The organism is Chitinophaga sp., from assembly GCF_017745275.1.
Lineage (GTDB): Bacteria > Bacteroidota > Bacteroidia > Chitinophagales > Chitinophagaceae > Chitinophaga.
Window position 1 is genome coordinate 363,975 of the sequence record NZ_JAGHZS010000007.1, and the last position, 12,840, is coordinate 376,814.

Annotated in this window: 12 protein-coding genes; 6 read left to right on the top strand and 6 right to left on the bottom strand. The window is 46.0% G+C overall.

Translation table 11 applies throughout. The features are described 5' to 3' along the window. The first annotated feature begins 52 nt into the window (after nucleotides 1-52). Nucleotides 53-1,231, top strand: coding sequence for an efflux RND transporter periplasmic adaptor subunit (locus tag J7623_RS20960; RefSeq protein ID WP_291924047.1), 1,179 nt, complete (start codon nucleotides 53-55; stop codon nucleotides 1,229-1,231). Nucleotides 1,232-1,275: 44 nt separating this feature from the next. Continuing rightward, nucleotides 1,276-2,928 carry a hypothetical protein gene (locus J7623_RS20965; RefSeq protein WP_291924049.1) on the top strand — a complete coding sequence of 551 codons (1,653 nt, stop codon included), beginning with the start codon at nucleotides 1,276-1,278 and terminating at the stop codon, nucleotides 2,926-2,928. Between the two features lie 42 nt (nucleotides 2,929-2,970). Here the strand turns inward: J7623_RS20965 and nfi are convergent, their stop codons facing one another. The 3 genes from nfi to J7623_RS20980 are packed head-to-tail and all read right to left on the bottom strand — an operon-like array spanning nucleotide 2,971 to nucleotide 5,579. After that, nucleotides 2,971-3,660, bottom strand: coding sequence for a deoxyribonuclease V (gene nfi / locus J7623_RS20970; protein WP_291924051.1), 690 nt, complete (start codon nucleotides 3,658-3,660; stop codon nucleotides 2,971-2,973). Between the two features lie 24 nt (nucleotides 3,661-3,684). Next, nucleotides 3,685-4,893, bottom strand: a complete 1,209-nt coding sequence (locus J7623_RS20975; RefSeq protein ID WP_291924053.1) for a DUF763 domain-containing protein — start codon at nucleotides 4,891-4,893, stop codon at nucleotides 3,685-3,687. A 20-nt stretch (nucleotides 4,894-4,913) separates the two neighbouring features. After that, on the bottom strand, nucleotides 4,914-5,579 hold the full coding sequence (locus tag J7623_RS20980) for an MgtC/SapB family protein (protein WP_291924055.1): 666 nt from the start codon (nucleotides 5,577-5,579) through the stop codon (nucleotides 4,914-4,916). 134 nt (nucleotides 5,580-5,713) lie between these two features. On the opposite strand from J7623_RS20980, the gene J7623_RS20985 reads away from it, so the two are divergent. From J7623_RS20985 to J7623_RS20995, 3 genes are all read left to right on the top strand, one after another. Beyond that, nucleotides 5,714-5,911, top strand: a complete 198-nt coding sequence (locus J7623_RS20985) for a hypothetical protein (protein ID WP_291924057.1) — start codon at nucleotides 5,714-5,716, stop codon at nucleotides 5,909-5,911. Nucleotides 5,912-5,981: 70 nt separating this feature from the next. Next, on the top strand, nucleotides 5,982-6,230 hold the full coding sequence (locus tag J7623_RS20990; RefSeq protein WP_291924058.1) for a hypothetical protein: 249 nt from the start codon (nucleotides 5,982-5,984) through the stop codon (nucleotides 6,228-6,230). A 131-nt stretch (nucleotides 6,231-6,361) separates the two neighbouring features. Then, nucleotides 6,362-8,140 carry an ABC transporter transmembrane domain-containing protein gene (locus J7623_RS20995; RefSeq protein WP_291924060.1) on the top strand — a complete coding sequence of 593 codons (1,779 nt, stop codon included), beginning with the start codon at nucleotides 6,362-6,364 and terminating at the stop codon, nucleotides 8,138-8,140. A 162-nt stretch (nucleotides 8,141-8,302) separates the two neighbouring features. On the opposite strand, the gene J7623_RS21000 is transcribed toward J7623_RS20995, so the two are convergent. Both J7623_RS21000 and J7623_RS21005 read right to left on the bottom strand, forming a co-directional pair. Next, nucleotides 8,303-8,776: an acyl-CoA thioesterase gene (locus J7623_RS21000; protein WP_291924063.1), complete on the bottom strand. Its 474-nt coding sequence runs from the start codon at nucleotides 8,774-8,776 to the stop codon at nucleotides 8,303-8,305. 30 nt (nucleotides 8,777-8,806) lie between these two features. After that, complete coding sequence (locus J7623_RS21005) at nucleotides 8,807-11,299, bottom strand: outer membrane beta-barrel family protein (RefSeq protein ID WP_291924066.1); 2,493 nt, start codon at nucleotides 11,297-11,299, stop codon at nucleotides 8,807-8,809. Between the two features lie 348 nt (nucleotides 11,300-11,647). Between J7623_RS21005 and J7623_RS21010 the strand changes: the two genes are divergently transcribed. Further along, nucleotides 11,648-12,406, top strand: coding sequence for a DUF695 domain-containing protein (locus tag J7623_RS21010; RefSeq protein ID WP_291924067.1), 759 nt, complete (start codon nucleotides 11,648-11,650; stop codon nucleotides 12,404-12,406). Nucleotides 12,407-12,483: 77 nt separating this feature from the next. Here the strand turns inward: J7623_RS21010 and J7623_RS21015 are convergent, their stop codons facing one another. Then, nucleotides 12,484-12,645 (bottom strand): DUF1328 domain-containing protein, encoded by a 162-nt coding sequence (locus J7623_RS21015; RefSeq protein ID WP_291924069.1) that lies wholly within the window; start codon nucleotides 12,643-12,645, stop codon nucleotides 12,484-12,486. Between the last annotated feature and the right edge of the window lie 195 nt (nucleotides 12,646-12,840).

The following is a 12,840-nucleotide window of genomic DNA, read 5'->3' on the forward strand; positions in this document are numbered from 1 at the left end:
TTGCTGAATAAGGTCTTTAAGGGCCATGTTCCATTTATTAAAACGATCCATTATGCAATTAGTAAAGAAATATATCGTCCTCCCTGTCATCACCTTAGCCGCAGCTATGCTGGTAGTTTCCTGTGGCAGTAAGCCCTCTGCCGGCGAAGTCGCTGATGGGCATGATCACGAAGAGGAAAGCGGTGTGGTTGAGCTGACCGCTGAGCAATTTAAGACCGTGGGAATTACCTACGGTAAACCGGAAAACCGCCAGATCAGCGGTGCACTGAAAGTGAATGGCCTGCTGGATGTTCCTCCGCAGCAACAGGTGAGTATTGCTGTACCAATGGGCGGATTTGTAAAACAGACGGAGCTTTTGCAGGGAATGCGGGTAAAGCAGGGACAAGTGATAGCCGTACTGGAGAACCTGGATTATATACAGTTACAGCAGGATTACCTCGAAACCAAAAGCCAGTTGGAATATGCCACCAGGGAATATGAGCGTCAACAGGAGCTGTCGAAGGAAAACGTAAACGCGCTGAAAACCTTTCAACAGGCCAGGGCCACCTGGCAAACCCTGCAGGCAAAAGAAAATGGACTAAGGCAAAAACTGGCCATGCTGAACGTGAACATGCCTGCACTTGAAAAGGGGAATATTCAGCGGACGGTGAATGTGCCAAGTCCCATCAGTGGCTACGTTACCCAGGTAAATGTAAACCTGGGCCAGTTTGTAACGCCGGCGGATATCCTGTTTCGTATTGTGAATACGGAACATTTACATGCTGAGCTGACGGTGTTTGAAAAAGATATTCCCAAGCTTAAAATAGGGCAGTTGGTGCGTTTTACGCTGGCCAATGAAACGAAGCAGCGGGAGGCCACTATCCACCTGATTGGCCGGGAAATCAGCCTGGAAAGAACTGTGCGCGTACATTGCCACCTGGAGCAGGAAGATACCCAGTTATTACCGGGTACTTATTTACAGGCGCTGATTGAAACTGGTGGTGGTAATGTAAAAGCGTTACCCGATGCTGCTATCGTGACCTTTGAGAACAAGTCCTACGTATTTTTAAAACAACCGGGGAACGACAGCACGTTCCATTTCAAGATGCAGGAAGTGCAGAAAGGCAACACAGAACAAGGATACACGGAAGTGACATTACCTGCCGATGCGTTAGATGCAACAATAGTAGTAACAGGGGCCTATGACCTGTTGGCCAAGATGAAAAATAGCGGGGAACACGAAGGTCATTAATACGCAGGGTTCCATCTTCTTAAAATTTAAATAATTTCATATATTTGAAATTATTAATTGATAAGAAGATGACCTATTTAAGATGGCCTATACTGGTAGTTACACTGTTGTGCTGCCGGTTTGCGGTGGCCCAGGTGCCTGTAGTAACACTCGGACCTGCGTTTGAAGAGCCGGGTGATGGTTGGGACAAGTTAATGCAGTTGAAGAATGGCAATACCGTGTACCTGCATTTCTCTAAGAAAGGTGGGCTGTCGGTGGCCATGTATAATGCACAGCGTGAGTTAATAGTCACCGATACTGTGCATACGCAACAGTGGAATAGCGGCGATCTTGAGTCCACCGAAATAGATGGCATCTATGAAATAAACGGGCAACCAGTGATCTTCCTGCAGCAATTAGTAAAGTATAACCCGGTTTTATACCGGTTGGTACTCGATGCAGAAACGGGCAAATTGCTGCGGGAAGATAAACTGGGGGAACTGCCTTCTGTACAACATCGTAGTGTGTTTGTAGATGATAACCTGGCCTCACATGATATTTATGTAGAGAAAGATCCCAACAGTGACTATTACGCCGTAGCCCTGTTTTCCGGCGCGGCTATTCAAAAAAACGACAGTATCCACGAACGTATACAAGTGCTGCATTTCTCACCTGCTCACGAGATGATTCACCAGGGCTGGTTGTATGTAGCTGATACTTCGTATAGCTATTTCAGTTATATCCATATGGCTGTTACCGGCAGGGAGCATGTATACCTGGGAACGGTTGCTTTCAACGTCAAACATGGCGATGGCATAGCAGGTCCCAAAGTGCTGTTTTCCATACTCTCCCCGGATTCTGCCAGCTTTTCCCATCATGTGCTGGATTACACGGCCGGCGCTGGCAACGTAGGTGGATACATTCAAACCGTACCTGACGCTGCATTGGTGCGTATGTTACTTTATATTCCTGCGAAGCAGAAAGAGGGGGGCAGCGGTATTATCCTCAATACTTTTCAGGCTGCCAATGGTAAGCTGAAGAAGCATGTGCAGCTGACTTTCCCGGAACTGGCCCGCAATATGGAAATCAACCTGGGCTATAAAGAGCCATATAAAGGCACACCACAACGGTTACTCCTAAACGAAGATGGCAGCAGTACCCTGCTCATGGAAAATCTTTCTTTCTTTAAACAGGGTAATTCACAGATCAATAAGCTCCATACCAACCTTGGTGATATCGGCATTGCCCAGTTGGATACCGCGGGCCGGGAAAATACGACCATGGCGGTTTCCAAGTACCAGGTAATTACCGGTGTTTGTGAGCCGTTTCAACTGCAACGCCGGGCCAAGAGTGAATGGATATTCCGCAACAAAATTGCAGCGCTGAATACCAATACCTGGTTGTCGTATGATTATATTTCGCGACCATCTGCTTCTTTTGTGCTGTTTAATGACTACCTGCAATACCTGGATACCGGCGGCTCGGACAGGGTGCGTAAACCGCTGAAATTTGCCACAGATGCTAACTTTGTATGTTATCGTTTTTATAATGGTAAAATGGAAAGGCTTTATTTGTTTGGCATGCCGGAAGTAACAAAGGGCTATGCCTGTATGATGGGAGCGGCCGATTATAACGCCCGGAGCGGTAGTTATGCTACCGTATTGGTGTCCCGTAAAGGAACAGAGAGAACCGCCCAAATTGCCTGGATAAAATTTTAACGGACCACTCCTGCGTTGCCTGATATGGTGGTGCAGGAGTGGTTACAACTCACTCCATCCCACTGGTATTTCTCCCAGGCGGAACTGGTTCACTGCATTATGCGCCAGCCGTGTAGGCTCTGGCAAACGATAACCCTTCAGGCATTGTTGTATAATATGTAAGCTCCCCGGAACATCGGTGAGATGACCGGGTGATACAAAAATTGGTTTCACGTTATTTTTACTTCTCAATACACTTCCCAGCACTTGTCCCTGTTTATCGGTGAGAGGTGTATAGCTGCCTCTCTCCGGTGCCGGTTCTTCATAATTGCCAAACAGTTTTTTCTTGGCGCTGCCAATAGTGGGCTGGTTTGTTAACACCCCGAAATGCGTGGCAATACCCAGTCGGCGCGGATGCGCAATGCCATGGCCATCTACCACCAGGATATCTGGTTTGATGGGAAGTTGCTCCCAGGCATCCAGTAGGGCAGGGACCTCGCGGAAGGCCAGAAAGCCCGGCACATAGGGAAACAGCACTTCCTTTTTTACGAGACTGTAACCCACTGGCAGCAGCGAAGGGAATTGTAACAACACAATACCGGCGTATACAGTAGTACTGAATTTATTGAAAGAAATATCCGCGCCGGCGATATAATTAACAGGGTCAGTATGCGGAACTATCTGTATCTCGTTTTGCATCTCCCGTTGAATGCGCGTGGCTTCCGGTACAGTGAGTTCATTGTAGTTAATCATGGATACCGTTATTTAAGAGGCTACTCAGAATAGGGTAAGCTGATCTCCGCCTTTAGGTGCAGCAGGTTTTACAGCTTTCCCAAAAACGGTTCTGCCACCATATTGCCAGGAGTTTTGACGTTCCTGTTCAATGACTTTTTCAAAATTGGTATTCGGCTCAAAGTCTGCTTCTATTTGCCGGGAGAGCACAGATAATTTCCGGATAGCATCTTTCTTTTCTGACTCACCCACTTTAGCCTTGTGCAGGGCATCTTTGAGTGTTTGGATGGTTTCATCATAAATGCGCGTGGGCACCGGAAAAGGATGACCATCCTTACCTCCATGGGCAAACGAAAACCGGGCCGGGTCTTCAAAGCGGGAAGGGGTGCCATGAATAACTTCACTAACGAGGGTTAATGATTGTAACGTTCTCGGACCTACGCCTTCCAGCAGCAGGAGGGCTTCAAAGTCGGCCGGATGGGTATCATGCGCCAATGCAAGCACGCTGCCCAGTCGTTTCAGATTAACATTCTCTGCTCTCACCTCATGGTGAGAAGGCATAATAAGGTGTTTAATCTCCGGCAGCAGGTGTGCAGGCTTCTCGCTGGTGAGTTGTAGTATCCCTGCTTTGGTGCTGTCGGCCAGGAGGTCTGTCAGGTTGAGGATTTGTCCCTGGTTACGCCCGTAGATAAAAGTGTGCGGTGCGGTGGTAAAAGAACTAAACGAGGCAGAATGCCAGTGATAGCGCCTCGCCATGCTACTGGCGTCATTCATGCCTTGTTGTACCACGGCCCATTCGCCTTCGTCAGATAAAATAAAAGAATGGAGGTACAACTGGAAGCCATCCTGGATAGCGGTGTTATCAACCTTTGCGGTGAGCTTACTGCTATACACCAGCTGATCACCGGGAAGGCCGGTTTTGTGTGCGATGGCGGTCAGTTCTGCCGGGGTTTGTTTACTATGGCGGCCTTTGCCACCACAGATATAAATACCCAGTTCGGAAGAGCGGGGATTGATGGCCTTTTTAAGTGCGCCCATGACGCTGGTGGTGATACCGGAGGAATGCCAGTCCATTCCCAATACACAGCCCAATGCCTGAAACCAACAGGGATCACTCAGCCGCTTTATCACTTCACCTTTTCCATAATCGGTTACAATAGCCTCTACAATGGCGCCGCCTAAAAGGCTCATGCGCTTTGTCAGCCAGGGTGGTACCTGGCCATAATGTAAAGGCAGATCTGCATATGATGGCATATTATTTCATTAAAAGATCTTTATAATGGATTCGACTGCACCTGGTATTGGAAGATACTTTTGTTGTGCAGCAAAAAGTCGTCCAGTAGTTCCATGTTGCTGCGCCGGCCCCGCACGGCATAATTTACCTCAATCATGTTTTCCTTTCTCACCACCAGTAATTTCCGGTACTTCAGTTGAAAACCCTGTAGGATATTTTCAACATCGGTGTGTGGAAATTTCTCTTCATAAAAATATATAGTATACTGTCGTTTATCATTTGCATTGGCAATACTACTTTCAACAAACTCCAGCAGAAACAGTACCATCAGTGAGCCCGCCAGCGCTGCCGCTGCCAGCCAGTATTGACTCATACCTACCGCCATGCCAATGGCTGCCGCAATCCAGATGGCTGCTGCAGTGGTAATTCCATCTATGGTATAGTCGCCTTTGAAAATGACGCCCGCGCCAATGAATCCCACACCAGTAAGGATATTGGAGGCTACCCGGTCTGCAGAATTTGGAAAACCCAGTTCTGCAGAAAGGATTGTAAATACGGCACTACTCATACATATCAGCGTCATGGTGCGCATACCGGCAGCCTTCCGCTTGTATTCCCTTTCAAGTCCAAGTAATGCTCCCATCACCAATGCGATCAATATTTTCAGCAATTGATCTTCTTCTATGATTTGCAAAACATGTTTCATGCGGCGGAAAATATATTGTTACAAATGTAAGGGTTGGCACAATTCTTTCCAGTAACAAAAAAATAACAAGCAATTAAAGTGTTTGTACGAAAAAGATAAAATACAACGTTTAGTAATCATAAATTTCTTTCGCCATGGAACCCATTTTTTATAAAACCTGTATCGTGTTATGCATCGCCGGTGTATTGAGTATCTTTCTTTTTTCATGCAGTGGTTCAAAAGAAGCTGGTCGTGAAGCTGATTCAGCGGCTGTGTCCATGCCTAAAGTGGATAGCACCAGCGTAATCCCGGTGGATACCACCAAAACAAAACCCGATACCGCCCATTTATAAGTGAGCCTGTTTAAGGAGTGAGTTTGTTAACTACGCTAACCTGATTACTTCACCCTTAAACAATGGTATTATGAAAAAAGTCACGAACATCTTCATGTTGGCCGGAGCAGGTATCTTATTACTGGCGGCATGCGGCAACGGGAGACACCCGAATTCAGATTCTACGGTCAATACAATGGACACAGCGGCTACGCCCCTGGTACCCGACACGGCCCCGGCTGCCCAAATGCCGCCAGGAGCCATTAATCCGGGCGAAGACTCCTCCCGGTATGGTACAGGAACAGAAGATTCATCCAAAAACAGATCACGGCGCCCCTAGGCCCGTGGCACAACGCCTCCGGATTTGTACAGCCAGTTCAAGCCCGGAGGCGTTATAAATTTTTATCCCGCTTTTTCAATATATTTGATTCCTGTTCGTCTACCTCTATATAATCAAGCTATATCTGAAAAATGCAACATGAAAACGAGCTGGGAGCCTCCTCACCGAAACAACCCATTAAGCTGGCATCCCTGAAAAAAACATTCCGCCTGTTCCGTTATGTAAAACCTTACTGGCCTGAATTTGCACTAGGCTTACTTTTCCTCCTGATCTCGAGTTTAGCCGGACTTGCTTTTCCCAAACTGTTGGGCAACCTGGTAGATCCCGGCAGCAATGTAAACCTGGTGAATGGCCTCAATAAAGCCGGTGTAATGCTGGTGGCCGTGTTAGGAGGACAAGCCATCTTTTCCTTCTTTCGTATCGTATTATTTGTTAATGTAACAGAGAAGACCCTGGCAACCCTTCGCCAAACCATTTACAGTCACCTGATCCGCCTGCCGATGAAATTTTTTCTTGAAAGAAGGGTAGGTGAATTGAGCAGCCGTATATCTTCAGACATTTCCCTGTTGCAGGAAACCTTTACCACCACGCTGGCAGAATTTATCCGGCAAATGATCATCATTATAGGAGGTGTAGTTATATTGCTGATTACTTCTCCCAAGCTTACCGCCTTTATGCTGGCCATCCTGCCGGTGATGATGGTGGCCGCCGTATTTTTTGGAAAGTTTATCCGCCGCTTTTCCAAACAGGTACAGGAGCAGGTAGCTGCCTCCAATACAGTAGTAGAAGAAACACTGCAGGGTATTCTGAACGTGAAGGCGTTTGCCAACGAATTTTTTGAAATCGCGCGCTACCGGCAACGTACCAACGAAGCCGCCCGCATTGGTATGAAAAGCGGTAAGTATCGTGGCGCCTTTTCCTCCTTCATTATCATGGGTATTTTCGGTGCCCTGGTGGCAGTTATCTGGAGAGGTGTGTCCATGGGGATGCCTACTTCGTCGCTATTATCTTTCGTGTTGTATTCGCTTTTTATAGGCGGCTCCATTGCCGGGCTCGCCGAAGTATATACCAACCTGCAGAAGAGCATAGGTGCTACAGAACACCTGCTGGAAATTCTCGATGAACCGGAAGAAGCGATATCGCCGGTGGCGGAAATAGCGCCGGAAAACCAGTTGGACGGACAAATCAGCTTCCGCAATATATCCTTTCATTACCCGTCCCGCCCGGATCTTAGCATTATGAACAACGTGTCCTTTGACGTGTATGCTGATCAGAAGGTGGCGCTCGTTGGGCCCAGTGGGGCCGGTAAAAGCACAATTGTATCCTTACTGTTACGCCTATACGATCCGGTGAGTGGCAGCATCCTGTTCGACGGGAAAGAAAGCACCACATTCCCCTTATCAGAACTACGCTCTCAAATGGCGGTGGTACCACAGGATGTGTTCCTCTTCGGTGGTACCATTGCAGAAAACATTGCTTACGGTAAGCCCGGGGCCTCTGTAGCAGAATTGGAAGCCGCAGCCAGACAAGCCAACGCCTGGGAATTCATACAGCGGTTCCCGTTAGGACTGGATACGGTAGTAGGAGAACGTGGTATACAACTTTCCGGCGGACAACGGCAACGCATCGCCATCGCCAGGGCCGTACTGAAAAATCCAAGGATCCTCATTCTGGATGAAGCCACATCTGCGCTGGACTCTGAGTCAGAGCGACTGGTACAGGATGCATTGGATAAATTGATGGAAGGGCGCACTTCTATTGTGATTGCACACCGACTGGCTACCATTCGTGAAGCAGATAAAATCATTGTGCTGGATAAAGGACATATCGTGGAAGAAGGTACGCATAGTGAACTGATAGGACTGGATGGGCTATATAGAAGTTTGAGTGATATGCAGTTTAGCAGTTAGGAGTAGCAGTTAGGCATTAGCTTTTAGCTTTTAGCAAATGCAGCGGAGATATAAAAGGAGAAGCCCTTCCACATTGGAAGGGCTTCTCCTTTTATATCTTTCTAAAGTATTTATCTTCGCTGCATTTGCTAAAAGCTAAAAGCTAATGCCTAACAGCTACTCCTACATATATGGTTTCATTTCCTCGTCGATATCTTTCCGTAAATCCATCAGTTTTTTCGCATAGCCTTCCATGGTGATTTCATTGGCGGTTCGTGGAACCCATTTCGGCACCGCTACCGTTTTACCGTTATCATCTACCGCGGCGAAAACCATGACACAGTGAGTGGTTTTGGTTTTCTGTTGTTGCCGTGGATTACCTGCAAATACATCAATGGAAATATGCATGCTGGTGTTGCCGGTATAAATGATGCTGGCGTGTATTTCCACGAGGTCGCCGATAGCGATAGGTTTGAAAAAGCGGATGCCTCCCACATATACAGTAACGGCGTATTGTCCGCTCCAATTGGCTGCACAGGTATAGCCTGCCTGGTCAATCCATTTCATAACCGAGCCTCCATGTACTTTTCCGCCAAAATTTACATCAGAGGGCTCGGCCAGGAAACGGAGGGTAATAGTGTGATAAATAGAGTCCATAACTGTTGTTTACGAACTACAAATTACGAATTAATAGTTATCACCTCCACCCATATCATTGTTGTTCTCTTTGGATTTGTTATTTTTCCGTTTGAACAGGTTCATATCCATTTTACCGAAACGCCAGGTGGCATTCAATCTCAGCTCACGGGAAAGGCGTTTGCGGTAGTTTTCCTGCTCTGAAAAGCTGGTAGTGGTATAAGACAGATTGCGGTCTGTATTGAAGATATCATTAATGCCAAGGGAAATTGATAAGGCTTTATTTTTCAGCATATCTTTTTTGATCGCCGCATCCATAGACCATTTCGGTTCTCTTTCTCCCTGTGGTAAAATTTGTTTGGACTCATACTCTGCACTTACCTGGAACGTGAGGTTCCAAGGAAGTTTGGTGTTGCTGTTTAATTTACCGAACCAGGTAAGGCCCTGGTTAGATAAATTGTTACCATTGCTGCCGGTCGCGTCAATTTTGGTCTGTGCCAGGTTGATGTTGGTGGTCAGGTCCCAGTTTTTTGTCAGTTGACTTCTCAGCGTGAACTCTGCGCCATAGGAGTTCCGGGTGCTCGCATTGATAGGATAGGAGAGCAGTACGTGTTGTGACTGTCCATTCAATTGCAGGGTGGTATCTACATAAAAATCAGTAATCGCGTTGGTCGTATTACGATAGTATAAAGATACCAGCAGGTTGTGTTTATGTGCAAAGTCTTTCAGGTACGACAGCTCAAAGGAGTTAGTAAACTCCGGTTTCAGATCCGGGTTACCGGTGCTGGCACTTTGTCCGCTGTAGTCGATGGTAGGGAGCAGGTCCCGGAACCATGGGCGACGTATGCGGCGGCTGTAGTTCAGTTGTACTTCATGATCACCTTTAAACTTCTGCGACAGGAATACGCTTGGGAAAAAGCTTACCGGGTAGCTGATCTTATAAGAAGATTTCTCACCCAGCCTGGTTTCTCCATCATAGTTCGACTGTTCGGCACGTAAGCCCACCTGGTAGCCAAAGTTATCTTTGGCGCCGGTATAGCTAACATAGCCTGCGTTAATCTGTTCCTGGTAGTGATAGTTATTGGACAGGGCAGAATCCAGGGTGAAATCACCGGAAGGATAGTTCTTTCCGTAGGTGTTGGTGAAGTTATCAAATTGACGGGTATTGCTGCGCAGCCCCATTTCAATTTTTGATTTTTCGGTCAGCGGTTTTACATAATCTATCTGGGCGGTGAGATAAGTAGTTTTCCCTTCCCCGCTGCCATTGCGTAATTCCGGCTTTTTAGGATCATAAACCGGTTTGCCTGCCAGGTCGTAGTACTGGAGAGAGAACCCGGAGCTATTGTCGCCGGTGGCGTGGTTATACGTAAAATCAGCCGTCAGTTCTTCGCCTTCTTTTGCAAACGTATGCTTATATCCCAATTGGGTAGTATAGTTGCGGAAACCGTTCAGGGTATTGTCAATGCCGGTAGCATAGCGTACTTTCTGACGTCCGGCATCCAGTTCATTCACAGTTTGTTCATTGTATTTGTTGAAATTACCTCCGGTAATATTCTCCGAAACAGTAATGGTGTTGCGGTTATCAATGAACCAGTCGAACCCGATGCGGCCTGTCTGGAACTTGCGATAGAAGTCGCCGTCTTCCAGCTGTTCAGTATATGTAGTGGTATCCTTGCCTATATTTTTTCTGAACAGGCGGCTGGTCATCGGTGATTTGCGATTACGGATATTGTAGTTGATGAAGAAGTTAAACTTCTCCTGGCGGAGGTTGAAATCCACGCCACCATTGGTGCTGCCGAGAGAAGTGGCCCCCGCATTGATGGAGCCGTTAATGCCTGCCTTTTTATTCTTCTTAAGTACAATATTTAAAATACCACTCATGCCTTCTGCATCATATTTAGCAGAAGGGTTGGTAACCACTTCAATATTCTGAATAGCATCCGCCGGGATCTGGTCCAGGGTGAGTGTAGAGGGGCGTCCATCAATGAAGATAGTTGGTGTTCCGTTACGAACGGTAACGTTGCCATCAATGTCCACATTCACAGAAGGTACCTGTTTTAATACGTCTGTAGCGGTACCACCAATGCTCGATAAATTTTTATCTACATTAAATACTCTTTTATCGATGGCCATGGTGAAGGCTGGTTTTTCGCCTACCACATTCACCGCTGCGAGTGACTTAACATTCGCTTTCAGTTTGATATTTCCTATATCCAGGCTGGTGGTTTTAGCAGAAAGGATAGCAGGTTTATAGATTGTTTCGTAACCAATAAAATTGATCTTGAGAATATATTTATTGAGTGCAATGTTTTCAAAACTAAAGTCTCCGTTGGTTTTGGAGAGCATACCGGTTTGCACAGATGAATCAGGGCGGAGCAATGCCACAGATGCATATTCAATAGGTTTACCGGTTTGTGCGTCGAGCAGTTTACCATAAATAATTCCGGTACTGGCCGAGGGGGCCTTGCCTCCAGGTTGTTGCGCCATAGTGATAGAACAACATAACAATAGCCAGCCTGTAAATAACAATACAATTTTTCTCATAATAGCTTCCAACAATTTATAGCGGGGTAAAATTAGTTTTTATGCAGGAGGAAATGCCTGTTTTTGGGATGAAAGGTTGAACAGAATCCTCTACAGTCCGCTGTTTCAACTACAGAATTGAGCAGGATTGTTTATGGTGGCTGGTTGTAGCGTGAGTGCGGAAAAAATACCCGATTGTTAAATAGTGTTAATCCCGGTGTATATCCGGTGTAACGGTGTGGTCGCCAATATGAAGCATACGTTAAATTTTGTGGATAAAAAAGGGGCCAATACAAGTTTATCTTTTCCATTGTAACGGAGAGCAACGTATCTTTACAGCCCGCTGTTGCGTTATTTTAATTTTTTTATATGCATAAGGATTACCGACCGGACTGGGATATTTATACGTGTCATATTGAAGAAAGTCCAGCAGTAATAGGCCTTGACCTTGATCTGAGACGATTTGCGCCATTAAAGGAAAAGCCGAATGCCATATATATAACCGTGTATCTGAATCATCCACGTGAAGACGGATTTCCGCAGAACGATGAATTTGCCATCATGGGTGAAATTGAGGATAGTTTGGTAGAACAGCTACAAACTAAGCTGGATGCGCATTTTGTTGGCCGTACTTTTTCCAATGGTGTACGTGATTTTTACTTCTACGCAGGCACTACTTTGCTGCATGATAAATTCATAGCAGATGCCATGATTAATTTCCCGGATTACCGCTATGACTATGGGGTGAAGGAAGATAATAACTGGGAATTATATTTCGATTACCTCTTTCCTGACGTATATGAATTTCAGCGTATACAAAACAGGAAAGTGTTACGCATGCTCCAGCAGCATGGCGATGTTGCGGAGAAAGAACGTCCAATAGAACACTGGATCCACTTCAGAACAGAAGAAGATAAAGTGGCTTACTGGGAACATATTAAAGAAAATGGCTTTACACTGGCCAGAGAAGACAAAACCGATAACCCGGAATTTCCATATAAACTTTGCATTTCCCGTCCGGACAAAGCCAGCGAATCAATTATTGACAGCGTAGTGATGAGTCTCTGGGAACTGGCTCAGCAGGTAAATGCGGAGTACGATGGTTGGGAAACCAGTATCGTTAAATAGCTTTAGCGATCAGCCCTTAGCTTTTGGTAAATGCAGCGAAGATAACAAGACCTGTTCTTCGCTGCATTTGTTAAAAGCTATTTTCGTAGTAGTCCTGTCAGTAATGATATCGCAAATAATACGAGGAAAATAAAGAATAATATTTTTGCGATACCAGCGGCGCTGGCTGCAATTCCTCCAAATCCGAAAATAGCAGCAATAATCGCTACGATAAAGAAGATAAGTGCCCAACGTAACATAAGTAATGCTTTAAAGTGAACAATGAGGATAGCTGCTGGCAGTTAGCTATCAGCTTTTAGTAGCTATTTGTAACTTTCCTGCCAATTGTCCGTTCAATTAGCATTCCATTTTTATCCATTCCCGCAGCATTTGGCGTTTAAACTAAAAGCTAATGGTTAAAAGCTAAAAGCTATTACTGTTGTACAATAATTGCT